Annotated in this window: 26 protein-coding genes; 13 read left to right on the plus strand and 13 right to left on the minus strand. The window is 57.0% G+C overall.

Annotated features, from left to right (window positions below; translation table 11 throughout):
- Window positions 1-20 precede the first annotated feature (20 nt).
- Together ACQZ40_RS03225 and ACQZ40_RS03230 are read right to left on the minus strand one after the other, a co-directional pair.
- Window positions 21-1,253 (minus strand): polyhydroxyalkanoate depolymerase, encoded by a 1,233-nt coding sequence (locus ACQZ40_RS03225; protein ID WP_448747494.1) that lies wholly within the window; start codon window positions 1,251-1,253, stop codon window positions 21-23.
- Between the two features lie 126 nt (window positions 1,254-1,379).
- Window positions 1,380-2,222, minus strand: coding sequence for a fumarylacetoacetate hydrolase family protein (locus ACQZ40_RS03230; protein ID WP_448747392.1), 843 nt, complete (start codon window positions 2,220-2,222; stop codon window positions 1,380-1,382).
- Between the two features lie 128 nt (window positions 2,223-2,350).
- Between ACQZ40_RS03230 and ACQZ40_RS03235 the strand changes: the two genes are divergently transcribed.
- A complete protein-coding gene (locus ACQZ40_RS03235; RefSeq protein WP_220317788.1) occupies window positions 2,351-2,953 on the plus strand; it encodes a nitroreductase family protein in 603 nt (200 codons plus the stop codon).
- A gap of 97 nt (window positions 2,954-3,050) precedes the next feature.
- On the opposite strand, the gene gyrB is transcribed toward ACQZ40_RS03235, so the two are convergent.
- From gyrB to ACQZ40_RS03260, 5 genes are all read right to left on the minus strand, one after another.
- Window positions 3,051-5,486, minus strand: coding sequence for a DNA topoisomerase (ATP-hydrolyzing) subunit B (gene gyrB, locus ACQZ40_RS03240; RefSeq protein WP_078052265.1), 2,436 nt, complete (start codon window positions 5,484-5,486; stop codon window positions 3,051-3,053).
- 157 nt (window positions 5,487-5,643) lie between these two features.
- Window positions 5,644-6,009, minus strand: a complete 366-nt coding sequence (locus ACQZ40_RS03245) for a helix-turn-helix domain-containing protein (protein WP_065656816.1) — start codon at window positions 6,007-6,009, stop codon at window positions 5,644-5,646.
- On the minus strand, window positions 6,006-6,575 hold the full coding sequence (locus tag ACQZ40_RS03250; RefSeq protein ID WP_271045601.1) for a Smr/MutS family protein: 570 nt from the start codon (window positions 6,573-6,575) through the stop codon (window positions 6,006-6,008). The genes ACQZ40_RS03245 and ACQZ40_RS03250 overlap by 4 nt, the downstream gene beginning before the upstream one ends.
- Window positions 6,572-7,684, minus strand: coding sequence for a murein transglycosylase A (mltA, locus tag ACQZ40_RS03255; RefSeq protein WP_448747393.1), 1,113 nt, complete (start codon window positions 7,682-7,684; stop codon window positions 6,572-6,574). The genes ACQZ40_RS03250 and mltA overlap by 4 nt, the downstream gene beginning before the upstream one ends.
- Window positions 7,681-8,379 carry a Tim44/TimA family putative adaptor protein gene (locus ACQZ40_RS03260; RefSeq protein WP_174039761.1) on the minus strand — a complete coding sequence of 233 codons (699 nt, stop codon included), beginning with the start codon at window positions 8,377-8,379 and terminating at the stop codon, window positions 7,681-7,683. Before ACQZ40_RS03260 ends, mltA begins: the two co-directional genes overlap by 4 nt.
- Window positions 8,380-8,519: 140 nt before the next feature.
- Here ACQZ40_RS03260 and ACQZ40_RS03265 point away from each other — a divergent pair, with 140 nt between their 5' ends.
- On the plus strand, window positions 8,520-9,068 hold the full coding sequence (locus ACQZ40_RS03265; RefSeq protein WP_271045599.1) for an FxsA family protein: 549 nt from the start codon (window positions 8,520-8,522) through the stop codon (window positions 9,066-9,068).
- 102 nt (window positions 9,069-9,170) lie between these two features.
- Window positions 9,171-9,653 carry a protein-export chaperone SecB gene (secB, locus tag ACQZ40_RS03270; RefSeq protein WP_003521154.1) on the plus strand — a complete coding sequence of 161 codons (483 nt, stop codon included), beginning with the start codon at window positions 9,171-9,173 and terminating at the stop codon, window positions 9,651-9,653.
- Window positions 9,654-9,755: 102 nt separating this feature from the next.
- Here the strand turns inward: secB and dnaQ are convergent, their stop codons facing one another.
- From dnaQ to ACQZ40_RS03295, 5 genes are read right to left on the minus strand one after another with little or no spacing between them, the layout of a single operon-like run.
- Complete coding sequence (gene dnaQ / locus ACQZ40_RS03275; protein ID WP_065656821.1) at window positions 9,756-10,454, minus strand: DNA polymerase III subunit epsilon; 699 nt, start codon at window positions 10,452-10,454, stop codon at window positions 9,756-9,758.
- Window positions 10,447-11,055 (minus strand): dephospho-CoA kinase, encoded by a 609-nt coding sequence (gene coaE / locus ACQZ40_RS03280; protein WP_448747394.1) that lies wholly within the window; start codon window positions 11,053-11,055, stop codon window positions 10,447-10,449. The genes dnaQ and coaE overlap by 8 nt, the downstream gene beginning before the upstream one ends.
- Window positions 11,055-11,915, minus strand: a complete 861-nt coding sequence (locus ACQZ40_RS03285) for a shikimate dehydrogenase (RefSeq protein WP_448747395.1) — start codon at window positions 11,913-11,915, stop codon at window positions 11,055-11,057. The genes coaE and ACQZ40_RS03285 overlap by 1 nt, the downstream gene beginning before the upstream one ends.
- The gene (locus tag ACQZ40_RS03290) at window positions 11,908-12,507 is read right to left on the minus strand and encodes a Maf-like protein (protein ID WP_443406590.1); all 600 of its coding nucleotides are present in this window, start codon (window positions 12,505-12,507) and stop codon (window positions 11,908-11,910) included. The genes ACQZ40_RS03285 and ACQZ40_RS03290 overlap by 8 nt, the downstream gene beginning before the upstream one ends.
- Window positions 12,508-12,538: 31 nt before the next feature.
- Entirely contained in the window at window positions 12,539-13,360 is an 822-nt protein-coding gene (locus tag ACQZ40_RS03295) for a pyruvate, water dikinase regulatory protein (protein ID WP_003521149.1), read from the minus strand.
- A gap of 408 nt (window positions 13,361-13,768) precedes the next feature.
- On the opposite strand from ACQZ40_RS03295, the gene hemE reads away from it, so the two are divergent.
- From hemE to ACQZ40_RS03335, 8 genes are all read left to right on the plus strand, one after another.
- Window positions 13,769-14,803 (plus strand): uroporphyrinogen decarboxylase, encoded by a 1,035-nt coding sequence (gene hemE / locus ACQZ40_RS03300; protein WP_448747396.1) that lies wholly within the window; start codon window positions 13,769-13,771, stop codon window positions 14,801-14,803.
- On the plus strand, window positions 14,800-15,345 hold the full coding sequence (hemJ, locus tag ACQZ40_RS03305) for a protoporphyrinogen oxidase HemJ (RefSeq protein WP_448747397.1): 546 nt from the start codon (window positions 14,800-14,802) through the stop codon (window positions 15,343-15,345). Before hemE ends, hemJ begins: the two co-directional genes overlap by 4 nt.
- A 186-nt stretch (window positions 15,346-15,531) precedes the next feature.
- Window positions 15,532-16,797, plus strand: a complete 1,266-nt coding sequence (gene rho / locus ACQZ40_RS03310; protein ID WP_004444236.1) for a transcription termination factor Rho — start codon at window positions 15,532-15,534, stop codon at window positions 16,795-16,797.
- An 86-nt stretch (window positions 16,798-16,883) separates the two neighbouring features.
- Window positions 16,884-18,215, plus strand: a complete 1,332-nt coding sequence (mnmE, locus tag ACQZ40_RS03315) for a tRNA uridine-5-carboxymethylaminomethyl(34) synthesis GTPase MnmE (RefSeq protein WP_448747398.1) — start codon at window positions 16,884-16,886, stop codon at window positions 18,213-18,215.
- A 62-nt stretch (window positions 18,216-18,277) separates the two neighbouring features.
- Window positions 18,278-20,161, plus strand: coding sequence for a tRNA uridine-5-carboxymethylaminomethyl(34) synthesis enzyme MnmG (gene mnmG, locus ACQZ40_RS03320; RefSeq protein ID WP_433822643.1), 1,884 nt, complete (start codon window positions 18,278-18,280; stop codon window positions 20,159-20,161).
- Between the two features lie 11 nt (window positions 20,162-20,172).
- A complete protein-coding gene (gene rsmG, locus ACQZ40_RS03325; RefSeq protein WP_433822622.1) occupies window positions 20,173-20,790 on the plus strand; it encodes a 16S rRNA (guanine(527)-N(7))-methyltransferase RsmG in 618 nt (205 codons plus the stop codon).
- Between the two features lie 19 nt (window positions 20,791-20,809).
- A complete protein-coding gene (locus ACQZ40_RS03330) occupies window positions 20,810-21,604 on the plus strand; it encodes a ParA family protein (RefSeq protein WP_125146788.1) in 795 nt (264 codons plus the stop codon).
- 30 nt (window positions 21,605-21,634) lie between these two features.
- The gene (locus ACQZ40_RS03335; RefSeq protein ID WP_433822621.1) at window positions 21,635-22,516 is read left to right on the plus strand and encodes a ParB/RepB/Spo0J family partition protein; all 882 of its coding nucleotides are present in this window, start codon (window positions 21,635-21,637) and stop codon (window positions 22,514-22,516) included.
- Between the two features lie 61 nt (window positions 22,517-22,577).
- Here ACQZ40_RS03335 and ACQZ40_RS03340 read toward each other — a convergent pair whose 3' ends face one another.
- Entirely contained in the window at window positions 22,578-22,790 is a 213-nt protein-coding gene (locus ACQZ40_RS03340; protein WP_142844455.1) for a DUF1674 domain-containing protein, read from the minus strand.
- A 116-nt stretch (window positions 22,791-22,906) separates the two neighbouring features.
- Between ACQZ40_RS03340 and htpX the strand changes: the two genes are divergently transcribed.
- Window positions 22,907-23,872, plus strand: a complete 966-nt coding sequence (gene htpX / locus ACQZ40_RS03345; RefSeq protein WP_003520211.1) for a zinc metalloprotease HtpX — start codon at window positions 22,907-22,909, stop codon at window positions 23,870-23,872.
- Complete coding sequence (locus ACQZ40_RS03350; protein WP_338811013.1) at window positions 23,869-25,254, plus strand: RsmB/NOP family class I SAM-dependent RNA methyltransferase; 1,386 nt, start codon at window positions 23,869-23,871, stop codon at window positions 25,252-25,254. Before htpX ends, ACQZ40_RS03350 begins: the two co-directional genes overlap by 4 nt.
- Window positions 25,255-25,377 lie beyond the last annotated feature (123 nt).

Consider the following 25,377-nt stretch of genomic DNA (forward strand, 5'->3'; position numbering starts at 1 on the left):
CACGGCCGGCCGTCTTGTCCTTAAACTGCCTGATGTTTGCGGATAAAATCCAGCATGCGCGGCACGATTTCCTTGCGGAAGCGCGAACCGTTGAAGACGCCGTAGTGCCCGACATCCGGCTGCATGTAATGGGCTCGTTTGTCTTCAGGGATATTCCGGCAGAGATCATGCGCGGCCTTTGTCTGGCCGACGCCGGAAATATCGTCGTTCTCACCTTCCACCGTAAACAATGCGACGTTGCGAATGGCTGCGGGATCGACCGCCCTGCCCCGGTGCAGCATGTTTCCTTTCGGAAGCGCATGGTCGATAAAGACGGTTTCCACTGTCTGCAGATAGAACTCCGCCGTCAGATCCATGACGGCCAGATATTCGTCGTAAAATTCGCGGTGTTTTTCAGCGGAATCGCCGTCATTCTTGACGAGGTTGAGGTAAAAATCCTTGTGCGCCGTCATGTGCTTGTCGAGGTTCATGGACATGAAACCGGAGAGTTGCAGGAAGCCCGGATAGACATTGCGGCCAAAAGCGGGCTGCGGCCACGGCACCTGCATGACGACATTGTCGCGGAACCATTCAATGGGTTTCGCCTTGGCAAGACCGTTGACAGCCGTTGGATTGATGCGCGTGTCAATCGGACCACCCATCAGCGTCATGGATGCCGGCGCGAATTTATCCCCATCAGCCTCCATCAGGGAAACGGCGGCCAGTACTGGCACGGATGGCTGACAGACGGCTACCACATGCGCCCCCGGTCCGATCGCGCGCAGCATCTCGATGACATAGCTGATGTAATCATCGAGATCGAAGGTGCCCTCACTCACCGGCACGGTGCGGGCGTCGGTCCAATCGGTGATGTAGATATCCGCCGAAGGCAGCAGGGCCTCCACCGTTCCCCGCAACAGGGTGGCGTAGTGGCCGGACATCGGCGCCACCAGCAGCACCTTCGGATCGGACTGGCGGGCTGGATCGAGTTCTTTCTTGAAATGAAGCAGATTGCAGAACGGACGCGACCAGACGGTCTCTTCGACAACATTGACGGTGTGGCCATCGACAATCGTACTGCAAAGAGCGAATTCCGGTTTAGCGTAACGGCGCGTCATGCGCTCAAAGACCTCAAAACCGGCATCGAGGCTTCTTCCGAAAGCCGTGCTGGAAAGCGGGTTGAGCGGATTGTTGCAAGCCTGACGCATCATGTCGGCGCCGGCGCGCAGCGGCGCCATGGCCGCATGGTTCATTTCATAGAGGTGGTAGAACACTGATGACGCCTCCCTCGCGATCACGCTCTTTTTTTCAACCATAGCAGCTTTTCGCAGGTGCACAAAATCGAAGGCGCCGGCGGTTTCCCGCCGGCGCCTCACTTTTCGTTGAATGCCTGCCGGCGATCAGATGTCGGCGACGAAAGTCTGCTTCTGGGAACCGAGACCCTCAATGCCGAGTTCCACGACGTCACCAGCCTTCAGGTAACGCGGCGGCTTCAGGCCCATGCCAACGCCAGGAGGGGTGCCGGTGGAAATGACATCGCCGGGATGCAGCGACATGAACTGGCTGAGGTAGGAGACAACGTGGGCGACGCCATACACCATTGTCTTGCTGGAGCCGTCCTGCATGGTCTGGCCGTTCACTTTCAGCCACATTCCGAGGTTCTGCGGGTCAGTGATTTCGTCCTTCGTCACCAGCCAGGGGCCGATGGGACCGAAGGTGTCGCAGGACTTGCCCTTGGTCCATTGCCCCGCACGCTCCGTCTGGAAGGCGCGTTCGGACACATCATGCGAAACGCAATAACCCGCGACGTAATCGAGAGCATCGGCTTCCGAGACATATTTGGCGGTCTTGCCGATGACGACGCCGAGCTCGACTTCCCAGTCGGTCTTTTCAGAACCGCGCGGAATGGTAACGTTGTCATTCGGACCGACGATAGCCGAGGTTGCCTTCATGAAAATGACCGGTTCCGGCGGTACGGTGGCACCCGTTTCGGCGGCGTGGTCGGAAAAGTTGAGGCCGATGCAGATGAATTTTCCGGTTCCGGCAACGCAGGCGCCGATGCGCTCTTCGTTCAGCACCGGAAGTGTGCCGAGGTTGATCGCGGCGATCTTCTTCAGGCCCTCGGGAGAAATGGCTTCGCCGCCAATGTCTTTGACATGGGCGGACAGATCGCGGACTTTTCCTTCCGCATCAAGGATTGCAGGTTTTTCCTGGCCGGGCTGGCCGACACGCATCAATTTCATGGAACTCTCTCCCGGTTGTCTGACAAGGTGATGCATATATGAACGATGCATTCATACTTGTCACCCCTTGACTGCGCCAAGTTTCGAAAAATACCTTTTCCTTCCCGTCAATCAAAAGGACATGGCCCGTGACGAACAGCAATTCCCGGCAATCAGAATATCCCGTCGATCCCCTCTTCCTCGATCGCTGGTCTCCGCGCGCCTTCGATGGCCATGCCATGCCGTCCCAGCATCTGATGACCATTCTGGATGCGGCACACTGGGCGCCGTCTGCTTCCAACTATCAGCCATGGCGGTTTGTCTATGCGCACAAGGATAGCGAAGACTGGCCGCTCTTCGTGGAACTGCTGATGGAGGGAAACCAGCGCTGGGCAAAAAACGCCTCCGTGCTGCTGTTTGTCATTTCCCGCGACTATAACATCTCGCGCGACGGTGAAAAAAAACCATCCGCGACCCATTCCTTCGATGCCGGCGCTGCCTGGTTTTCGCTTGCCATGCAGGCTCACCTGCTCGGTTACCACGCCCATGGCATGGCTGGCATATTGAAGGAAAAGATCGTTGAAAAACTGAACATCCCGGAAGGCTACAAGGTGGAGGCCGGGGTCGCCATCGGCACGCTGACCGACAAGTCCGTTCTCCCTGATGATCTGGCGGAGCGGGAAGTGCCGAGCAAGCGTCTGCCGCTTTCGGATGTGGCCTTCGAAGGGCGCTTCACCGGCAAGGGTGATTGATGTTCTCCGAATGACAAAAGGCCCGACGGAAATTGACCGCCGGGCCTTATATTAAATTTTCGTTTCACGTGAATCGTTACGCGAAAACCCCACAGGATTAAATGTCGAGGTTGGCGACGCTCAGCGCATTTTCCTGAATGAAGTCGCGGCGCGGTTCCACCTCGTCGCCCATCAGGCGGGCGAACAGACCGTCGGCGTCCGTCGCGTCACTCACCCTTACCTGCAGCAGGGAGCGAACATTGGCGTCGAGCGTGGTTTCCCACAGCTGCTCGGCATTCATTTCGCCGAGGCCCTTATAGCGCTGCATGGAAAGACCCTTGCGGCCGGCGGCGAAAATCGCATCCAGAAGCGCGCGTGGACCGGCCAGTTCCATGGTGCCGTCCTTGCGTTGCAGAACCGGCGGCGTAGCGTAGATATCGCGCGTGCGGGCTGCGAGCTGATCGATATGGCGGGCATCGGCCGAACCGAGCAGTCCCATATCCAGCGTCGAGACTTCCTTGACGCCGCGCACCATGCGCTCGAAGCGCAAGCCGCCATCCTGCAGCACCGTGCCGGACCAGCCACGTTCGGTTTCTTCCGCGATCATATCCAGACGCCGCGCCACTTCGGCAACGGTTTCCTCGGCGCGGGCAGCATCAGCCGAAAGTTCGGGGTTCAGCGCGCCGGCAATAGCGGCCTGTTCCACGATAGAGCGGCTGTAACGCGAATGCAGCCCGTCGATCAGCGAGCGCATGCGCACCGCATCCAGAATGACCTCGCGAAGATCGGCGCCGATACGCACTTCGCCAGAACCGAGCGTCAGCGACGCTTCCTCGATACCCATGGAGATCAGGTATTCTTCCAGCGCCTTTTCATCCTTGAGGTACTGCACGGATTTGCCACGCGTGACCTTATAAAGCGGCGGCTGGGCGATATAGAGATGGCCACGCTCGATCAGCTCCGGCATTTGGCGGAAGAAGAAGGTCAGAAGCAGGGTACGGATATGGGCGCCGTCGACGTCAGCATCCGTCATGATGATGATCTTGTGGTAACGCAGCTTGTCGGCGTTGAACTCGTCCTTGCCGATGGAGGTACCGAGCGCCGTAATCAGCGTGCCGATTTCCTGGCTGGACAACATCTTGTCGAAACGGGCACGTTCGACGTTCAGGATCTTGCCGCGCAGCGGCAGGATCGCCTGGGTTTCGCGCGAGCGGCCCTGCTTGGCCGAACCGCCAGCGGAGTCACCCTCAACGAGGAAGAGTTCGGATTTCGCCGGATCACGCTCGGAGCAGTCGGCTAGCTTGCCGGGCAGAGAGGCGATATCGAGTGCGCCCTTGCGGCGCGTCAGTTCGCGCGCCTTGCGGGCAGCTTCGCGGGCGACCGCCGCTTCCACGACCTTGCCCACGAGGATTCTTGCGTCGGAAGGGTGTTCTTCCAGCCAGGTGGAGAGCGCTTCGTTGACAAGGCTTTCCACGACCGGACGCACCTCGGACGACACGAGCTTGTCTTTCGTCTGCGAGGAAAACTTGGGATCGGGAACCTTGACGGAAAGAATGGCCGTCAGACCTTCACGGCAGTCCTCACCCTGCAGGCTCACCTTTTCCTTTTTCAGGATGCCCGAGGTTTCGGCATAGGAGGTCACCTGACGGGTCAGCGCCGCGCGGAAACCGGCCATATGGGTGCCGCCGTCGCGCTGGGGAATGTTGTTGGTAAAACACAGCACGTTTTCATGGTAGCTATCGTTCCACCACAGCGCGACCTCGACAGTGATACCGTCCTTTTCGCCCTTGATGGCGACTGGCTTGTCCACCAGCGGCTTCTTGGCACGATCGAGATAACGAACGAAGGCTTCGAGACCGCCATCATACAGCAGCTCTTCCTGCTTGATATCGGAATGGCGCTTGTCGGTGAGCAGGATGCGGACGCCGGAATTCAGGAATGCGAGTTCGCGCAGGCGATGCTCCAGCGTTCCGTAATCGTAGTCCGTCATGGTGAAGGTTTCAGGGCTCGCGAGGAAGGTCACTTCCGTGCCGGAGCGGCCTTCATATTCGCCAATGACGGAAAGCGGCGCATCGGCGACACCATGGGTGAAGCCGATTTCGTGCAGCTTGCCGTTGCGGCGGATTCTGAGCTTCAGCCAGACGGAAAGCGCATTGACCACGGAGACGCCGACGCCATGCAGGCCGCCTGACACCTTGTAAGAGTTCTGGTCGAATTTGCCGCCCGCATGCAGCTGGGTCATGATGACTTCGGCGGCGGAAACGCCTTCGGAAGAATGGATGTCGGTCGGAATGCCGCGTCCGTTATCCGTCACCGTCACGGAGCCATCGGCGTTCAGCGTCACCGTCACCAGATCGGCATGACCGGCAAGCGCTTCATCGATGGCGTTGTCAACGACTTCGTAGACCATGTGATGTAAGCCGGAACCGTCATCGGTGTCGCCGATATACATGCCGGGCCGTTTGCGCACGGCATCAAGGCCCTTGAGGACCTTGATCGAATCGGCTCCATATTCCGCGTTCGCGCCGACTTCGCTTGACGATGTTTCGGTCATAAATACTCTTTCCAAAGTTTTCTCGGGCCAGGTTTCCAGTGAGAAGGCCTGAAGCCAGCGAATCACTCAAATCCGACATGCGACTATAGAAATTCTACACCCAATCCCAAAGGCCGCATGCTTCAGGATGCTGCATAAAGCAGGGGATAGAGGGGTTTCAATCGCAAGAACGGCTTTTTTGCAGCACGGCTGACAGTTCCTCTACCACACTCAGCGGCAGCTTGCGAATATCCCGTGCCAGCCGGTTGGCGAAAGCCGTATATTGCGGCGGCAGGCCGATGGTGTCGATCACCACTTTCGGGTCGGAAGAACCGGCCAGAAAGAACAATTCCTCCGCCTCATCCCAGATGATGTTGAAATATCCGGCGATGCGCTGGAGGAGATCGAAGCTCGGCTTGCCGCGCTTGCCATGCTCCAGCGCGGAAAGATAGGCCGGCGATACGCCGATTGCGGCGGCCATTTCCTTCTGCGTCACGCCCTTGCGCTCGCGAAGTTGCCGCACGGCCTCCGCAAAGGGCGTCATGATTTTTCACCCCGCCGACGCGCCAACCGCACATAAAGCGCGCCGTCGCCGCCATGATTGGCGGATGCATCCTCATAGGATGAAATCAGGTGGCGATATTCCGGCTTGGAAAACCACATGGGCACCGCTCTTTTCAACGCGCCGTCGCTGCCGATGGAGCGGCCCTTACCTGTTATGACGAGCACATGCCTCAGACCGCGCTCATGCGCGCGCAACAGAAAATCAAGCAGCACCGCATGGGCTTCGCTCTGGAACATACCGTGCAGATCGATCCGCCCTTCCAGCGGCAGCCGGCCACGGGTGAGCTTGCGTTTGACCGGTTTTTCCATCGGCTGATGAATCTTCGGCTTCTTGTCCGGAGCCGGTGGCGACGGCTCGGCCGGCTCCAAAAGCATGCGCGGAAATGCGACTTTGCCGGCCTGCGGAACATCGGGCTCCACCGGAGGCTCCTCTATGTCATCGAAAGCCAGCAGGTCTTCCAGTCTGCCGGAGATCGGCCGCGTGGTTTTTGCGACCTTTCCCCACAGAATGCGCTCTTCCTTGCCGAGCTTGCGACTGCTCTTCATCGCCTATACCTCTGCGCAGCCACCTGCGGTATCAGTATATAAAAATCGGCCTCATTGCGCACCGTACCGGCCAGCTCTCCCGCTTCGAAACCGGAGCCGGTGAAAATATCGCCACGCGCGGGACCAACGATGGCCGAGCCGGTATCGAGCGCCAGCATCAGACGCGCGAAAGGTTTTCCGTCATCGAGATGGGTAAGCGACGGCGCATGGATGAAGAAGGGAAGCCCGAACGTGTGGATGAGCCTGTCCACCGCAAGCGCTCGCCCCGCAATCAACGGAACTTTAGCAGCTGCAATCGGCCCCATGTCCTGATCGGCGACATCCACCTCCCTGAAAAAAATATAGGAACGGTTATGCCATAGTACCCCATCCACCTCATCCGGATGGTCAGCGAGCCATTTGCGGATCGTCTGCATCGACACGGTTTTCGGATCGAGTTCGCCGCGTTCGAGAAGCAGACGGCCAATCGGCGAAAAAGCATGCCCGGCCTTGGCCGCATAGGTGATACGCTTTACCGCGCCGTCGGGAAACACCAGACGCGCCGCACCCTGCATATGAACGAAAAACAGATCGACCTTCGATCTTGCCCAGGCAATCTCAAGGCCCCTGCCCTCCAGATACCCTTCATCGATCTCCCGACGGTCGGGAAAATAGGAAATACCGTTTTCATCCTCCCTGCCGAAAGCATAGGACGTATCGAAACCGGCAGGACGATTGGCGTCGTCGATATCCACCAGCTCCGACGGCCGGCGGTAAATCGGATAACGCCAGATGTCGTCGGGCTCAGACGACACTTCCAGTTCGGGTTCGTAAAAAGCGGTCACGAAACCGCTTTTTCCCTGAGCTGGAGAAATCCTGAAAGGCACGCAATTGGTTTCGAAAAACCGTCGCGCCTGCTCCGGGTCGCTTGTCTGGTTTTTCTCTGCGCTTTCCAGAAGCGAGACCAGTTCCGCCGCCGTGACCCCGAGCGCGCCGGTCCTGTAGGGTTTCGCATTCCGAAGATGCGACAGGATTGTCGCCATCGCCGGAAAAAGCTTGCCCGGATCGTCTTGCCGCCATCCGGGCAGGTCGCTGAAAGAAACTTCTTCGATCGAAAAGGGCGCGGTCATTGCTCGGATTCGGTAGCGATCAGCTTCCAGTTCGGATCGCGCGAGCGGATATCGCGCGAGAAGGTCCAGATGTCATCCACCTCCGCAACCGCATCCGGATCGCCATCCACCAGCTTGCCATCCCTGTCATAGGTCGCCGAAATCAGCTGGCTGACGATCCTCAGCGTGATCTGCACTTCGGAATCACGCACACTGGCCTGGGTGATATCTGCCTTCTCGATACCCACGAAGGTGGACTTCACCACCTCGCCCCGACCTTCCCTCTCGGAAATGGCAGCCTCGAAACCGTCGAAAACCTCCTTCGACAGAAGGTTCTTGAGCGTCTTGCGGTCGCCATCGGCAAAGCCCATGACAATCATTTCATAGGCCATGCGGGCGCCGTTCAGGAACTCCTTCGGCCCAAAGGACGGGTCCCTGGTCATCACCTCACGCAGCGACGCATTGAGTGGCGTATCGACGGGGGCAAGTGCATCCGCCTCGGCAAAACGGTTTTCTTCGTCACCCTCGCTGCGCCTTGGCAGGGTCACGACCTTGTTATCGTCTGCAACGGGACCCTTCGCCACATCTCGCGGGCTATAGGGGTCGAATGGCGGCTTCTCATTGCCCGTGCGGCGACCGAGGACACTGCGCAGCTGAAAGAAGATCAGCACCGCTGCAACGAGAAAAAACAATGTGATAAAGTCGCTGAAGCCCATCTTTTACCAAAACCGCCATTTAAATTCGAAAACCTCACCATCATATAGTCTGCATCTTATCATCATTCAAATGTGCAGATTCAATCATCGGTGTCCCGGGAACCGGCAATCTGCCAGAGATGCACACGCAAGGCTAGAAGATGCGTTTTTCCTTTCTCCCCATCGTCATCCTGATGATGCCCATCCTCGAAATTGCCGGTTTCATCATCGTCGGCAAGGCAATCGGTTTGTGGCTGACATTGGCGCTTGTCCTGTTCACCTCGTTTCTGGGGTTGCTCATCCTGCGGCTCGGCGGCATCGGCATGGTGAGAAATCTTCAGGATGCGGGACGTACCGGTGCGCAGCCGGCGGATGAGCTGGTGAATGGCGCCATGCGCGTTGTTGCCGGGATCCTGCTCTTCATTCCCGGTTTCATTACCGACATTCTCGGCCTTCTGCTTCTCTCGCCCAGCGTGCGGCGCTTTTTCTGGAAAGCCTTCGGGCCGCGCGTCGTCGTTGCGGGTTCGTTTCGGCAATCCGGCCAGCAATCCGGTCCTCAGCCCGGTGATTTTTCCGGCTTTCGGAATGATCCGGGACATGCGCGCAATTCGAAGGTGGTGGATCTCGACGAGGAGGAGTTTCATCGCGAAGAGCCAGAGGGTTCGCCATGGTCGCGCAACCCGGACGATCGCGATCTGCCCAAACCCTGATCCCGGGCGGAATGGGTCGCGATGACCCAATCACGAAGGGTTGTAAGGCCCGGGTCGAAATGATAGACCGCCTTCCACGAATTCACGCCGTGAGGAAATGTAATGACCGCTGAAAATGGTGCACAGGGCGCAGTAAGTCCTTCCCTCAACATTCTTGCCCAGTACATCAAGGATCTTTCCTTCGAAAATCCGGGTGCTCCTCGCTCGCTTCAGGCCCGTGATAATGCGCCGTCGATCAACATCAATGTCAACGTCAATGCAAACCCGATCTCGGGTTCGGATTTCGATGTTGTCCTGACGCTGAATGCTGAAGCCAAGGATGGCGACAAGGTGCTGTTCGCGGCCGAGCTGGTTTATGGCGGCGTGTTCCGCATCGCCGGCTTCCCGCAGGAACATATGCTGCCGGTGCTGTTCATCGAATGCCCGCGCCTGCTGTTCCCCTTCGCGCGCCAGATCATTGCGGACGTTACCCGCAATGGCGGTTTCCCGCCGCTGATGATCGATCCGATAGATTTTGCGCAGATGTTCGCCCAGCGCGTTGCCGAGGAACAGGCAAAGGCCAAGGTTCAGGCCGTACCGAACTAAGTGACGCGGCTCTGCGCTGCAGAATTCAGACAAAACAAAACCCGGGTTCATGCCCGGGTTTTTCTTTGACGGCATTCACAGTTTCCGGTGCCTGGACAGGCATCAATTCTGATAACGGTTCCAGATCGCCTTATCGCCCATGCCAAGAACGAGTTTACCATGGGCCGCGACCGTTTCGGCATCCAGCCTCGAGGGCAAAGCCCGCGGCCTTTGCAGTGGCTCAAGCGCAACGTCTTCCTCGACGATGATGGTTTCCTGCTTGGCGGCGGAACCGAAACCGAGCGCCGTCTGGCGCCCGCCGATCATTTCAATATAAACTTCGGCGAGCAGCTCGGAGTCGAGAAGAGCGCCGTGCTTGGTACGGTGGGAATTGTCGATACCGTAACGCCGGCAAAGTGCGTCCAGCGAGTTCGGTCCCATGGGGTGCTTGCGACGGGCGAGCGAAAGCGTATCCGTCACCAGATCGGCAGCAACTGGCTCAATGCCGAGACGGGCGAATTCCGCGTTGATGAAGCCCATATCGAATGTGGCGTTATGCGCCACCCAGCGCGCGCCCTCGAAGAAGTCGCGAATCTGGTCGACGACCTCGGCGAATTTGGGTTTATCCTTCAGAAACTCGTCGGTAATCCCGTGAACGGCAAGTGCGTCGGGGTGAACCTTGCGATCTTCCGGGCTGATGTAGAGATGCAGCGTGCGGCCGGTGGGAAAGTGATTGATCAGCTCGATGCCGCCGATTTCAATCACGCGGTCCAGCTTCGATTCAAGGCCCGTGGTTTCCGTATCGAAAATGATCTCACGCATTCATCTCTCCGGGGCGCGACTGAGCGGCCAGTTTCTGCAGAATCTGTCTTACCTGATCCCGTGCCGCTTCGACACCATTTCCGGAATCGACGATAAAATCGGCACGCCGGCGCTTTTCGGCGTCGGGCATCTGCCGGGCGAGGATCATTTCGAATTTCTCTTCCGTCATTCCAGGTCGGGATAAAACCCGCTCTCGCTGAATCTCCGGCGCGCAACTGACGACAACGACTTTATCGACCCGGCTTTCCGCCCCGGTTTCGAACAGCAGCGGAATATCGAGGAGGGCGAATTGCCGATCCTCTGTCCTCGCCTGCGCCAGAAACGCCTCCTGCCTTCCACGCACCAGCGGATGCACGATCTCTTCCAGTCTGCTGAAATTAGCCGGATTCTGCCGCAAGATCTCACCGAGTTTCTGCCTGTCCACCGCACCGGAAACGGTGGTGCCCGGAAAGGCCGCTTCGATCAGCGGGGCGGCTTCCGCCCGGTAAAGCCCGTGCACGACCTCATCCGAATCGAGAACCGGAACTCCTTCCCCGGCAAACAGCTTCGCCGTCGTCGTTTTTCCCATTCCAATCGAGCCGGTGAGACCGATGACGATCATCAATGTTTCTCCATATCCTCGATGATGAGCGAACGCAGGGCCTCATCGACTTCCGGCGTTTTGCCGAACCATCGCTTGAAACCGGGTTTAGCCTGATGAAGCAGCATGCCGAGCCCATCGACGGTTGCGACGCCCTGCTCTTCCGCCATTCTCAGGATCGGTGTTTTCAACGGCACATAGACGATATCGGTTACGACGGCCTGATCTGCCAGCGGCGAAAAATCAATATGTGGCGCTTCCGTTCCATCCATGCCGAGCGACGTCGTATTCACGAAAAGTCCGGCACCCTGCATGACCTCATGAAGCGCTGCCTGGGAATGGGCAAAAACCCGCGACCCAAAACGGTCGGCCAGTTCGCACGCCCGTTCGACGGTACGGTTGAGGACGTGGATTTCGGCGATGCCTCGATCACGCAGCGACTGAATGACCGCTCGACTAGCGCCGCCGGCACCCAGAACCACTGCTCGCTCTGTCCTGTCCCAGCCCGGATGCCGCTCATCGAGATTGGAGACGAAACCATAACCATCCGTATTGGTAGCGTGAAGCTCACCCTCCTCCATCCAGACAGTGTTGGCAGCGCCGAGTTCTTCCGCCAGAGCATCTGGTCTGTCTGCCAGCCAATAAGCCGCTTCCTTATGGGGAATGGTGACATTGCCGCCGACGGCCGTGCCCGGCTTGCCCTGCTTCAGCGTTGCAATGAAATTCGCGAAATCGTCCGGAGAGATTTCCACGGCCTTATAGGAACCGGCAATGCCGAATTTCTTCAGCCAGTAGGAATGGATAATAGGCGATCGCGAATGCTTGATCGGATAGCCGACAACGAAGGCGTTTATGGTTAATGTTTCACGTGAATCAGCCATCGATGACATCCATGTCGCGCAGTTTCGATAAAAGCGGCAGAAGCGGCAGGCCGAGAATCGTGAAATAATCGCCTTCGATCGAGGTGAATAGCTGGATTCCCTCTCCTTCGAGCTGATACGCGCCGACGCTGCTCAGGGCCTTTTCTCCCACCCGTTGCAGGTGGCGGGAGACAAATTCGGCGCTTAAAGTCCGAACGGTCAGCTCGGCGCTGGAAACGATCTGCCACACGACTTCGCCATGTCGGACGAGAACGGCAGCGCTGTTCAGGCGATGGACCTTGCCGGACAATGACAGCAGATGCGCTTCGGCCTCCGCCATGGTTTTCGGCTTGTGATAAACGCGGGTGCCGAGCGCCATGGTCTGGTCGCAGCCGAGGACCAGTGCTTCCGGATAAAGCGCGCCAACCGCAAGAGCCTTGGCCCTGGCGAGTTCCAGTGCAACCTCTTCCGGACTGGCGCCGTCTCGTTCCAGCTGTTCATCGAGCGCACGTTCGTCAATATCCGCGGGGATGGCCGAAAATGTCAGCCCCGCATTGCGCATCAGCATCTGGCGGGATGCGCTGGACGAGGCGAGAATCAATTCTTGTTGCATCGACTGTCTGCTCCGAATGGTGCGATTCGGATTATCGTGTCCTCGAACGAAGGGCAAGGATCGCCGCCGCCGTTTCCTCGATGGAGCGGCGCGTGACATCGATCAGCGGCCAATTGTTGCGGGCGCAGAGCGCTCGCGCATATTTCAGCTCTTCCATAATGGTGGCGCGGTCCGTGTAGCGGCCGCTGTCAAATCCGCCCGTCGCGCCGAGTTCCCGGTTTTCACGCACCTGCGATATTCGGTCCGATGTCGCGACCAGCCCGACGATCAGCGGTCGCGTGGCCGCGTAGAGGCTGTCGGGCAAAGGCACATTGGGAACGACCGGTATATTGGCGGTCTTTATTCCCCTGTTGGCGAGATAGATGCTGGTCGGTGTTTTTGAGGTGCGGCTGATGCCGATGATGACGATATCGGCTTCGTCATAAGTTTCGGGCATTTGCCCGTCATCATGATCCATGGCGAAATTGAGCGCCTCGATCCGCGCAAAATAATCCGCATTCAAGGCATGTTGCGCGCCCACCCGCCGTCTGGACGGCGCACCTAGATAGGTCTGGAAGATGCCGATGATGGGTTCAAGGACATTTACGCAGGGCACCCCGATCGCATGGCACCGCAGGTCCAGAAACTCGGCCAGCTGCTGGTCGACGATCGTATAGAGAACAATGCCCGGTTCCTTGTCGATGAGATCAACGACCTGTGCGAGCTGTTTCTGGTTTCGAATCATCGGATAGACATGTTCCACCGGCATGGAAGCGTGGAACTGTGCCGAAACGGCCCGACCGGCCGACATCAGAGTCTCTCCCGTCGAGTCCGAAATCAGGTGCAGATGGAAGAAGCTTTTTTTGTTCTCCACGCTGTTTTTCTCCCGCTGTTGATAAACCGGGACAAATCTCTGAATTGTCCTGCGGGTCGAACCGCGACGTGAATAAGGTGGTGTTTTTCCACAATCCGCAAGTGGCTTCAATCGTCTCCGACGTGCCTGTGAATTGTTGGAAGAACGTGAAACCGTTCAAAATTTTCCCCAGATTATCCACAGTCGTCCTGTTTTCCTGGTTCGTCATAAATAACTGAAATTATTTATAAAATTTCTATTATCCCGATTATTCCAAAGCAAGCGCGCCGATAACATCCGCAGGCACGCTTGAAACTTTGCGGCTGCGGCATTTCGACTGGAATGATTTTAATCCTTGCTACCCACAGACTCTAAGAAATAGAAAATCTTTTAAATCTCTTTGATTTTATTTTTTAGAAGCTGGGTGCCATGAGCGAACGCAAGGTTATGACGGTGTTGAACGGGCAGACGGTCACACCGCCGCCCATATGGCTGATGCGACAGGCTGGGCGTTATCTTCCCGAGTACAGGGAAACGCGTAAGAGCGCCGGTAGTTTCCTCGATCTCTGTTATAATCCCGAACTGGCGACGGAGGTTACTCTCCAACCCATTCGCCGGTTCGGGCTAGATGCCGCCATTCTCTTTTCCGATATTCTGGTGATACCGGATGCGCTTCACCGCAACGTGTCTTTCAGCGAAGGAAAAGGTCCGGCCATGGACCCGATCGATGTCAGCGGTATCGAGAAGCTGGATGCTACAAATGTCATGGCGCATCTTTCTCCCGTTTTCGAAACCGTTTCCCGTCTGCGCACCTCTTTGCCCAATGAAACGACGCTTCTCGGTTTTTGCGGCGCGCCGTGGACGGTTGCGACTTATATGATCGCGGGACACGGAACGCCGGATCAGGCCCCGGCGCGACTATTCGGTTATCAGGAGCCGGTGGCCATGGAAAAGCTGCTGGCTTTCCTTGCCGACGTTTCCGCCGATTATCTGGTCGCCCAGATCGATGCAGGCGCGGATGCGGTTCAAATCTTCGATTCCTGGGCCGGTGTTCTCGGTGAAAAGGAATTTGAGGACTATGCGATAAAACCCGTTGCCCGCATTATCGCATCGGTGCGCGCCCGTCGGCCTTCGGCAAAAATCATCGCCTTCGCCAAGGGGGCTGGTTATCTTCTCAAGGATTATCGTCGCAAGACGGGCGCCGACGCAATCGGGCTCGACTGGTCGGTGCCGCTGAGCTTTGCCAGGGACTTGCAGAAGGAAGGGCCCGTGCAGGGCAATCTCGACCCCATGCTGATGGTGGCAGGAGGGAAGGCGTTACAGGATGGTATAGATGCCGTGCTGCAGGCTCTTGCACAGGGTCCGCTGATATTCAATCTCGGCCATGGCATCACTCCGCATGCCGACCCGGAAAACGTCACCCGGCTGGTGCAGCGGGTGCGCTCCCGCGGAGCCGGGGCATGAGCGGCGAAAAACAGACCTCCATCCGTTCCGGAAACCGGGCGGCTTTGCGCGCCGGCATCGCGCTCGGTGTCTTTGCTGCCTTCGTCGCCCTGTTATTTTATGCCGATCCGGCCGATCTCTATCTCTGGATCAAGGCGCTGCATATCATCGCCGTCATTTCCTGGATGGCGGCGATTTTTTACCTACCACGGCTCTTCATCTACCACACCGATGCGCCCGCCGGTTCGCAGCAGTCAGAAACCTTCAAGGTGATGGAGCAGCGGCTGATCAAGGTGATCATGAACCCGGCGATGATGATATCCTGGCTATTGGGACTTTATCTCGCCTGGTCGGTTTATGGTTTTTCCGGTGGCTGGCTGCATGCAAAGATCGCGCTGGTGGTGCTTCTGACTGTGACCCATGTTTATTTCACGCGCAGCGCAAAACGTTTCACGCGGGATGAAAATACGCGGCCTGCCCGTCACTGGCGGTTGATGAACGAGGTTCCGACGGTGCTGATGATCCTCATCGTCATACTTGTGGTTGTGAAACCCTTCGGTTAAGACGGTGCGACGATAAATTTCGCGGAATTCGTGCTTTCCTCTTGCAGCGGCCGTGTTCAATCGCTATTTTCGGGCCACTCATCTTCGTGGCATGTGAATTATTCAGTCATCTGCGGTATCTCCCACAGCATCTGATTCGCGAACACGCCCTCCCCCGACATTACATTATCAAACGGTCTTCTCTTCATGGCTGAAATGAAGCTTCAGGAACTTAAGAGCAAATCGCCTACCGACTTGCTGACTTTTGCCGAATCCCTGGAAGTTGAAAATGCGAGCACCATGCGCAAGCAGGAGCTCATGTTCGCAATCCTTAAGGTTCTCGCGAGCCAGGACATCGAAATCATCGGCGAGGGCGTCGTTGAAGTCCTGCAGGACGGTTTCGGGTTCCTGCGATCCGCAAATGCAAACTATCTTCCCGGTCCGGACGATATCTATATCTCGCCGTCGCAGATCCGCCGCTTCTCGCTGAAGACCGGCGATACAGTCGAAGGCCCGATCCGCGGCCCCAAGGAAGGCGAACGTTATTTCGCGCTCCTCAAGGTCAATACGATCAATTTCGACGATCCGGAAAAGATCCGCCACAAGGTTCACTTCGACAATCTGACGCCGCTTTATCCGAATGAGCGCTTCAAGATGGAACTGGATGTTCCGACCTCGAAGGACCTGTCGTCGCGTGTGATCGATCTCGTTGCACCACTCGGCAAGGGTCAGCGCGGATTGATCGTCGCGCCGCCACGCACCGGTAAGACCGTTCTGCTTCAAAACATCGCCCATTCCATCACGGCAAACCATCCGGAATGCTACCTGATCGTTCTCCTGATCGATGAGCGTCCGGAAGAAGTGACCGACATGCAGCGTTCGGTGAAGGGTGAGGTTGTGTCCTCTACCTTCGATGAACCGGCCGTTCGTCACGTGCAGGTCGCCGAGATGGTCATCGAAAAGGCGAAGCGCCTGGTCGAACATGGTCGTGACGTCGTCATCCTGCTCGATTCCATCACGCGCCTCGGCCGTGCCTACAACACGGTTGTTCCCTCCTCCGGTAAGGTTCTGACGGGTGGTGTGGATGCCAACGCGCTGCAGCGCCCGAAGCGCTTCTTCGGCGCCGCTCGCAACATCGAAGAAGGCGGTTCGCTGACCATTATCGCGACTGCGCTGATCGATACCGGCAGCCGTATGGATGAAGTCATCTTCGAAGAATTCAAGGGTACCGGTAACTCGGAAATCGTGCTCGACCGCAAGGTTGCCGACAAGCGCATCTTCCCGGCACTGGATATTCTGAAATCCGGTACGCGTAAGGAAGACCTGCTGGTGCCGCGTCAGGATCTGCAGAAGATTTTCGTTCTTCGCCGTATTCTCGCGCCGATGGGTACGATGGACGCCATCGAATTCCTGATCGACAAGCTGAAGCAGACCAAGAACAATTCGGATTTCTTCGAATCGATGAATACCTGATCCGAACTTTAGCCGGATTCATCATAAGAGCTTTAAAGCCGTATCCGTTTATTCGGATGCGGCTTGACTGTTTTAGACCGAGGTGAATGATGCCAGCTTCCGCCGATACGATCTATGCGCTCTCCAGCGGTGCTCTGCCGGCCGGTGTGGCTGTTATCAGGATCGGCGGCTCCAAGGCTTTCGATGCCTTGGAGATGTTGACGGGCCGGGAACTTCCTTCACCACGAAAGGCGACGCTCTGCTCGATTCGGAATCGAAACGATGAGATCATCGACCAGGCGCTGGTCATCGTCTTTCCGGCTCCAAATTCCTTCACGGGTGAGCATTGTGTTGAAATTCATAGCCATGGCAGTCGCGCGGTCATGGCTTCGATTTTTGCCGAGCTTGAAAATCTCGAAGGACTTCGGCCTGCCGATGCCGGTGAGTTCTCCCGTAGAGCCTTCGAGAATGGGAAGATGGATCTCCTTGAGGTAGAAGGCCTCGCCGATCTGTTGCAGGCTGAAACGGAAATGCAGCGGCGGTTGGCGGTGGAACAGAGCAGTGGCAAATTGTCGGCGCTCTATGATGGCTGGGCCAGCCGCCTGACGCGCGCTCGCGCGCTCATCGAAGCGGAACTGGATTTTGCCGACGAGGAGGATGTTCCGGATTCCGTGGCGGCTCAGGTTTGGGAAGCCATGGCGCTTCTCCAAAAGGAAATCGGCGATCATCTCCAGGGTGGCGAAAGCGGAGAAATCATTCGCGATGGGTTCAAGGTCGCGCTCGTCGGTGAACCGAATGCGGGCAAATCCACTCTGTTGAATGCTCTTAGCGGCCGCGATGTTGCGATCGTTACCGATATTGCCGGCACGACGAGAGATGTCTTGAGCGTTGACATCAATCTGGAAGGATATCTCGTCCGGATATTCGATACGGCAGGGATACGGGAAACACAGGATGTCGTGGAGCTCGAAGGTGTCCGGCGCGCGGTTCTGACAGCGGAAACAGCAGACCTCATTCTGCTGCTGCAGGATAAGGATTCGTTTCCGAAACAAAATTTCGAATCATTCAAGAACCAGAGTTACTTGCGAGTTAGAACGAAAACAGCGCTTCATTCCCCTGTCTTGGATGATGGATTTGATTTGTCTATCTCAGCCAAGGAAGGAATAGGCCTGAGCGAACTGCGTTCGATGCTGAGGCAGGAGATAGAAAAACGCGTCGGTGCCGGCCAGACTTTGGTTCCGGCGCGCGCGAGACATAAAAAACGACTTGAAGAGACGCTGAACTATGTTAGTGATGCGCTCGATTCCGAGACCCTGGACCTTGCGATAAGGTCGGAATATTTAAGACTCGCGGCGACATCGCTCGGACGGATCACCGGCCGTGTTGATGTGGAAGATTTGCTAGGCGTGATCTTCTCGGAATTCTGCATAGGAAAATGATTCACGTGAAACATCGGCGGCCGAGCGGCGATGTCGATGCTGAGAGAACAGGGCGCAGGGATATGCACCAGTCATTCGATGTCGTTGTTATTGGCGGTGGCCACGCGGGCAGCGAAGCCGCGGCCGCTGCTGCGAGGCATGGTGCAAAAACCGCCCTTGTTACCCACAAGCGTGAGACGATCGGCGTCATGTCCTGCAACCCCGCCATTGGCGGTCTGGGAAAGGGACACCTCGTTCGTGAGATCGATGCGCTGGATGGCTTGATGGGTCGTGTTGCCGATGCAGCGGGCATCCAATTCCGCATGCTCAATCGCAAAAAGGGACCGGCCGTGCGTGGTCCGCGCACGCAAGCCGACCGGCGGCTTTACCGCGAAGCCATGCAACGCGAGATCGATGCGATTGAAAACCTCACCATTATTGAAGGCGATGCTTTCGATATTGAGATGGCCGATGATCGCGTCGCAGCCGTTATCATGAAGAACGGTAGCCGGATTCCTTGTGGCGCGGTTGTGCTGACGAGCGGAACCTTCCTGCGTGGTCTCATTCATATCGGTTCCGAAAAGATTCCGGCGGGACGTGTGGGAGAAATGCCGTCTGTCGGCCTCTCGGACACGCTCTCGCGGCTGGGCCTCGTTATGGGTCGCCTGAAAACCGGCACCCCTGCCCGACTGGACGGACGGACGATTGACTGGAATGCGGTGGATCGGCAGGCCGCCGATGAGGATCCTGTCCCATTTTCCTTTATGACGGATCGTATTCTCAATCCGCAAATAGAATGTGGTGTAACTCGCACCACCCCGGCTAGCCACAAGATCATTCAGGACAACATTCATCTGTCGGCGATGTATTCTGGACAGATCGAAGGGGTCGGTCCGCGTTATTGCCCGTCGATTGAGGATAAGATCACCCGGTTCGGTGAACGGGACGGTCACCAGATATTCCTCGAGCCGGAAGGTCTGGACGATCACACCATTTATCCAAACGGCATATCGACGTCGCTTCCCGCTTCTGTTCAGGAGCAATTTATCCGAACGATACCGGGCCTTGAACAGGTGACGATTCTGCAGCCGGGTTATGCGATCGAATATGATTATGTCGATCCGCGAGAGCTGAAGCCGTCGCTGGAATGCCGCAAGATTCCCGGATTGTTTCTGGCCGGTCAGATTAATGGTACGACGGGTTATGAAGAGGCGGGCGCTCAGGGTCTCGTCGCCGGCTTGAATGCATCGCTTTATGCGGGCAATGCCGATCCTATCTATTTTAGCCGAACCGAGTCTTACATCGGCGTCATGATTGATGACCTGACGTCGAAAGGTGTCAGCGAACCCTATCGCATGTTTACGTCCAGAGCGGAGTATCGTCTTTCGCTGCGCGTAGACAATGCGGATCTGCGGCTTACACCAGTTGGCCAGATGGCTGGCATTGTCGGCCGTGAACGGCAGGAACGCTTCGCCAATTTCATTTCTGATCTGGATAGCGGTCGAGAGCTGATGAAGGCGATTTCCATCAGCCCATCCCAGGCGGCGAAGCAGGGGTTGAAACTTAATCAGGACGGCCAACGCCGGTCCGTTTATGAATTGCTGGCCTATCCGGATATGACTCTCGAAGTCCTTACCGGACATTGGCCGGAATTGGGTGCTATTGACGGAAAAGTTGCCGAGGTCTTGCAGATCGAGGCGAGTTACGCGGTCTATATGCAGAGACAGAGCGCCGATATCATCGATATCAAGCGGGACGAAGACAGAAAAATCCCGGATGATTTTGATTTTAAGAGTCTGTCCGGCCTTTCCAATGAGCTTAAACAAAAGTTGGAAAAAGCCCGTCCTGAGAATATTGCCCAGGCCGCTCGTGTTGACGGCATGACGCCGGCTGCGATATCGCTGCTGCTCGCACTTCTGCGGAAGGATTCCGCAACGCGAAGTGAAAAATTACGCATGCACCAATAGCGAGTCGGATTATGAAGATAAACGGCCAGAGTGTTTCACGTGAAACACAGGCAAGGCTCGAACATTTTGTCGAGCTTTTTAAGAAGTGGAACAGAACCACAAATCTGGTAGCGCCTTCCACTCTTGCCGAGCTTTGGAACCGCCATGTGGCCGACAGCGCGCAGATATTCCAGCTCTCTCCTCAGCCAAAAAAGTGGATTGATCTTGGAAGCGGCGGCGGATTTCCCGGGGTCGTCACCGCGATTTTTCTGGCGGAGCTTGGCGAAGGTTGGGTTGATCTGGTCGAAAGCAACAATAAAAAGGCGGCATTCTTGCGAATTGCACTGAAGGAAACGGGTGCAAGAGGTGCAGTCCACCCCGTCAGGATCGAGAAAGCACCGGAAATCATCAAAAATTGCGAGGCCGTTTCAGCGCGCGCGCTCGCCGAGCTGGATCTGCTTTTCGATTATATTCATCCCTGGGCGCAGAATAACCCAAATCTCAAGGCCTATTTTAATAAAGGCAGGGATTATGATTCTGAAGTGCAGAAAGCACATGGTCGCTGGGAGTTTGATCTGGTAAAACATCAGAGTGCCATTGAGGCAGATTCTGTTGTTCTTGAAATCAGCAACCTCGCTTTGAGGCGCTGATAAGCTGGCCAGGTGCGGCATGACTTTGGAAAAAAACCGAATTATCGCAGTTGCAAACCAGAAAGGCGGCGTTGGTAAAACAACAACCGCCATTAATCTGGCTACCGCGCTGGCGGCTATTGGCGAGCGCGTGCTGATTGTGGATCTGGACCCGCAGGGTAATGCGAGTACCGGGCTTGGAATCGACCGCAAGGAGCGCAAGCTTTCGTCCTACGATCTTCTGGTTGGAGATCATGGGGTAGCGGAAGTTGCTGTTCCTACCGCCGTTCCCAATCTCGACATCGTACCCTCCACAATGGATTTGCTCGGTTTCGAGATGCAGGTCGCGAATGTTTCCAACCGCGTTTTCCTGCTGCGTGCGGCCATGGAGACGCAGGAAGCCAAAGGCTATTCCTATATTCTCGTCGACTGCCCTCCGTCTTTCAATCTTTTGACGATGAATGCCATGACGGCCGCACATTCCGTGCTCGTGCCGCTGCAATGCGAGTTCTTTGCGCTGGAAGGCCTTAGTCAGTTGCTGGATACGGTCAGTCAGATCCGTGGATCGGTGAACCCGCAGCTGGATATACAGGGCATCGTTCTTACGATGTTCGATGCGCGCAATAATCTTGCACAGCAGGTTGTTTCGGATGTGCGCACGCATCTGGGCGAAAAGGTTTACCACACGCTCATTCCACGCAATGTGCGTGTTTCCGAAGCGCCGTCCTATGGTAAACCGGCAATTCTCTATGATCTGAAATGTGCTGGCAGCCAGGCCTATCTGCAACTGGCGTCCGAAGTGATTCAGAGAGAGCGTCTGCGTAAAGCCGCCTGACGTTTGCCGGAATGTATGGAGTAATATCTTATGAGTGATGATCTTTCCAAGCGTCGGCTGGGGCGCGGTCTTGCCGCATTGATCGGAGAAATGGACCAGCCTGTGCCCGTGGGTGAGCCCCAGCGCGCTGTTAACGCCGATCGTACCATTCCCATCGAATTCATCGCTCGCAGTCAGAGGAACCCGCGGCGTCATTTCGATGAGAACGAGCTGCAGGATCTTGCTGCCTCCATTCGTCAGCATGGAATTGTTCAGCCTGTGGTCGTAAGAACGGTGGAAGTCAACCGGTACGAGATTATTGCGGGCGAGAGGCGCTGGCGTGCGGCGCAGCTGGCGGGCTTTACCGATGTTCCCGTCATCGTTCGCGATGTGGATGATCGCACGGCGCTGGAACTGGCAATTGTCGAAAACGTACAGCGTTCCGACCTTAATCCGCTTGAAGAAGCGATGGGGTACGAGCAGCTGATCGCCGAACACGGCTATACGCAGAATGATCTCGGCGAAATCATCGGCAAGAGCCGAAGCCACGTTGCCAACAGCCTGCGGCTTTTGAAGCTTCCCGATCCGGTACGGGATATGCTGGCGGATGGCTCGCTTTCCGCAGGTCATGCCCGCGCGCTTGTTTCCACCTCCGATCCGGCGACGCTCGCGAAAACAATCGTATCCAAGGGACTTTCGGTGCGTGATGCCGAGCGCCTGGCGCAGAACGATATCAAATCGCAGGGCGATGTTGCGGACAAGCGACCTGCGGCGGAAAAGGATTCCGATACGATCGCGCTCGAACGCAGCCTGTCTGATGCTCTCGGGCTGGATGTGAAGATCAGCCACAAGGGCGGATCGGGGCAAATCCGTATCGGTTACCGCACATTGGAGCAGCTTGAAGCGGTATGCCGCCTTCTGGAGCAGAAATAAATAACTATTTGTTTGAAAATATAAAATACCCGCCTTTGGCGGGTATTTTTATGTGTGGCGCTCAAAAATCGATGGCCCGGCCTTTTATTTCGTAATCGCCGAAACGCACGGGTTCCGCGCCGCCCCGGCCGCCGGTTTCCGGCGGCAACTGGAGATCGGCCTGTTGCCTGCGCCGTTCTTCCGCTTCTTTCAACGCTCTTTGCGCCGCCGGTGAAAGTCGCTTCACACTTTCCGTGCCACTGTCTGTGGCGTTGTCATTATCCGCATTCTGCATGAAATCCTCCCTATGACGGGATATTGAAATACGTTTGCCGCTTACCAGATTATATAATCCGAGGGGCTTTATAAACCCCGGAATATTCCCGGTGAGTGACGAGGAGAGTTTAACGGATGAACATGATGCGCACGGCAATGCTTCTGGCCTTCATGACCGCATTGTTCATGGGTGTCGGTTTTCTGATTGGCGGCAAGGGCGGCATGATGATTGCCCTGGTCATCGCGGCCGGTATGAATATTTTTTCCTACTGGAACTCCGACAAGATGGTTCTCTCCGCCTATCATGCGCGGGAGATCGACGAGGCGAATGCGCCCGAATTTTTTCACATGATCCGCGACCTGTCGCAGAATGCCGGTCTGCCGATGCCGAAGGTTTATATTTACGATAGCCCGCAACCCAATGCCTTCGCGACCGGGCGGAATCCGCAGAATGCCGCTGTTGCCGCTTCGACAGGACTGCTGGAGCGTCTCACGCCCGAGGAAGTGGCCGGTGTCATGGCGCATGAGCTTGCGCATGTGCAGAACCGGGATACGCTGACCATGACAATCACCGCCACGTTGGCGGGCGCCATCTCCATGCTCGGCAATTTTGCCTTCTTCTTCGGTGGCAACCGGGAGAACAACAATAACCCGCTCGGATTTATCGGCGTGCTGGTCGCGATGATCGTGGCGCCGCTGGCAGCGATGCTGGTGCAGATGGCGATCAGCCGTACGCGGGAATATTCCGCTGACCGGCGCGGCGCGGAAATCTGCGGCAACCCTCTGTGGCTTGCTTCCGCCTTGCAGAAGATTTCGGGCATGGCGCAGCGCATCCACAATGACGATGCCGAGCGTAACCCGGCAACGGCGCATATGTTCATCATCAATCCGCTTTCCGGCGAGCGCATGGACAATCTCTTCTCCACGCATCCGAATACGGAAAACCGCGTGGCCGCGCTGCATGCCATGGCACAGGAGTTTTCCCCGCGAGGATCGACGCCGCCGCCATCGGGTGATAGACCTCTGCGCAAATCAGGCTCCGTTCCCAAAACAGGCTGGGGACGAGGCAATGAAAACGAGCGCAAGGGGCCGTGGTCTTGACATCCGATATTCAGAATAAGCCGGCGCGGTCCAGAAAACCGAGACCGGCAAATGGGAGGGGCCGTGAAGACGGCCCTTCGTCTTTCCAGGACAAGCCGGGCCTCGCCGCGCGCATCGCCGCGACCCGCATTCTGGCGGCCGTTCTGGAAAAGAAGACCTCGCTGGATGGGATGCTCGATAGCGAAAACGGCAATCCCGTCTATCGAGCCCTGTCGCTTGCGGACCGGGCGCTGGTGAGAGCCATCGTCAACAGCGCGCTTCGGCACCTCCCGCGGATTGAAACGGCATTGTCGATGCTGCTGGATGGGCCGCTGCCGCAGGGCGCGCGTTCGCTGCATCACGTTCTCGTCGTCGGTGCGGCGCAGATGCTTTACCTCGATGTGCCGGATCATTCCGCTGTCGATCTCGCCGTGGAGCAGGCTCACCGCGATCCGCGCAACCGGCGTTTCGTCAAACTGGTGAACGCCGTTCTTCGACGGCTCGGTCGTGAAAAAGCGGATATCGAGAAGGCTGTCGCCGGCGTTCCGGTACTGCCGGACTGGTTCCATGCGCGGCTTGTTTCCGCTTACGGCAATGAGGTTGCGCAAAGGATTTCGGAGGCGCAGCTGACACCCTCCTCAATTGATCTGACGATTAAGGCTGATCCTGCTCTCTGGGCGGAAAAACTGGGCGGTACGCTCATGCCGAATGGCAGCGTGCGCCTGGGTGAATTCGAGGGGCAGATCCCGTCGCTTGAAGGCTTCGCTGAAGGTGCGTGGTGGGTGCAGGATCTCGCCGCCAGCATGCCGGTTCGGCTTATGGGCGACATAGCGGGTAAACGTGTCGCAGATCTCTGTGCTGCTCCGGGTGGCAAGACCGCGCAGCTTGCACTGGCGGGCGCCAATGTGACGGCGCTGGATCAGTCCGGTAACCGTCTTCGTCGCCTCAGGGAAAATCTCGACCGGCTCGGCCTCCGTGCCGAAACGGTGGAAGTCAATATGCTGAAGTACCAGCCGGAACAGCTTTTTGACGCAGTCCTCCTCGATGCGCCCTGTTCTTCCACCGGGACACTTCGCAAACATCCCGATGTCTGCTGGACCAAGGATGAGAACGACATTGCCAAACTCGCTGCCCTTCAGGGCCAGATGCTGCGGCATGCGCTGACGCTTGTTGGCCCCGGCGGCCTGGTGGTCTTCTCCAATTGCTCGCTCGATCCTTCCGAAGGAGAAGCGATGATTGCCGAGGTTCTGGCGGAAAATCCGGGTGTGGAGCGTGTTGCCGTCCGCCGCGAGGATTGGCCCGGAATGGAAGCGGCTATCAGCCCCGATGGCGATCTTCGCACGACACCGGACATGTTCGGCGGCGTCGATGGGTTTTTTAGCAGTGTCTTGCGTAAGAAGTAGAAAAAAGCCAAGCTTTCGCGAATCATTAGATATTTATCGAAAACGTTCCGGTCGTCGCGGTTCACTGATAAAAACAAAACATGTGAAACGGGAAACACAGCTTGTTAGGGTCCTTTGCAGGCA

The sequence above is a fragment of the Agrobacterium sp. 16-172Ci genome (assembly GCF_053522725.1).

Bases quoted from the DNA above. Each gene is read 5' to 3' on its own strand.
- ACQZ40_RS03230 (WP_448747392.1), bottom strand. From the start codon at position 2,222: ATGAAATTGATGCGTGTCGGCCAGCCCGGCCAGGAAAAACCTGCAATC.
- gyrB (WP_078052265.1), bottom strand. From the start codon at position 5,486: ATGACCGAAACATCGTCAAGCGAAGTCGGCGCGAACGCGGAATATGGA.
- ACQZ40_RS03245 (WP_065656816.1), bottom strand. From the start codon at position 6,009: ATGACGCCCTTTGCGGAGGCCGTGCGGCAACTTCGCGAGCGCAAGGGC.
- ACQZ40_RS03250 (WP_271045601.1), bottom strand. From the start codon at position 6,575: ATGAAGAGCAGTCGCAAGCTCGGCAAGGAAGAGCGCATTCTGTGGGGA.
- mltA (WP_448747393.1), bottom strand. From the start codon at position 7,684: ATGACCGCGCCCTTTTCGATCGAAGAAGTTTCTTTCAGCGACCTGCCC.
- ACQZ40_RS03260 (WP_174039761.1), bottom strand. From the start codon at position 8,379: ATGGGCTTCAGCGACTTTATCACATTGTTTTTTCTCGTTGCAGCGGTG.
- ACQZ40_RS03265 (WP_271045599.1), top strand. From the start codon at position 8,520: ATGCGTTTTTCCTTTCTCCCCATCGTCATCCTGATGATGCCCATCCTC.
- secB (WP_003521154.1), top strand. From the start codon at position 9,171: ATGACCGCTGAAAATGGTGCACAGGGCGCAGTAAGTCCTTCCCTCAAC.
- dnaQ (WP_065656821.1), bottom strand. From the start codon at position 10,454: ATGCGTGAGATCATTTTCGATACGGAAACCACGGGCCTTGAATCGAAG.
- coaE (WP_448747394.1), bottom strand. From the start codon at position 11,055: ATGATCGTCATCGGTCTCACCGGCTCGATTGGAATGGGAAAAACGACG.
- ACQZ40_RS03285 (WP_448747395.1), bottom strand. From the start codon at position 11,915: ATGGCTGATTCACGTGAAACATTAACCATAAACGCCTTCGTTGTCGGC.
- ACQZ40_RS03290 (WP_443406590.1), bottom strand. From the start codon at position 12,507: ATGCAACAAGAATTGATTCTCGCCTCGTCCAGCGCATCCCGCCAGATG.
- hemE (WP_448747396.1), top strand. From the start codon at position 13,769: ATGAGCGAACGCAAGGTTATGACGGTGTTGAACGGGCAGACGGTCACA.
- hemJ (WP_448747397.1), top strand. From the start codon at position 14,800: ATGAGCGGCGAAAAACAGACCTCCATCCGTTCCGGAAACCGGGCGGCT.
- rho (WP_004444236.1), top strand. From the start codon at position 15,532: ATGGCTGAAATGAAGCTTCAGGAACTTAAGAGCAAATCGCCTACCGAC.
- mnmE (WP_448747398.1), top strand. From the start codon at position 16,884: ATGATGCCAGCTTCCGCCGATACGATCTATGCGCTCTCCAGCGGTGCT.
- mnmG (WP_433822643.1), top strand. From the start codon at position 18,278: ATGCACCAGTCATTCGATGTCGTTGTTATTGGCGGTGGCCACGCGGGC.
- rsmG (WP_433822622.1), top strand. From the start codon at position 20,173: ATGAAGATAAACGGCCAGAGTGTTTCACGTGAAACACAGGCAAGGCTC.
- ACQZ40_RS03330 (WP_125146788.1), top strand. From the start codon at position 20,810: ATGACTTTGGAAAAAAACCGAATTATCGCAGTTGCAAACCAGAAAGGC.
- ACQZ40_RS03335 (WP_433822621.1), top strand. From the start codon at position 21,635: ATGAGTGATGATCTTTCCAAGCGTCGGCTGGGGCGCGGTCTTGCCGCA.
- ACQZ40_RS03340 (WP_142844455.1), bottom strand. From the start codon at position 22,790: ATGCAGAATGCGGATAATGACAACGCCACAGACAGTGGCACGGAAAGT.
- htpX (WP_003520211.1), top strand. From the start codon at position 22,907: ATGAACATGATGCGCACGGCAATGCTTCTGGCCTTCATGACCGCATTG.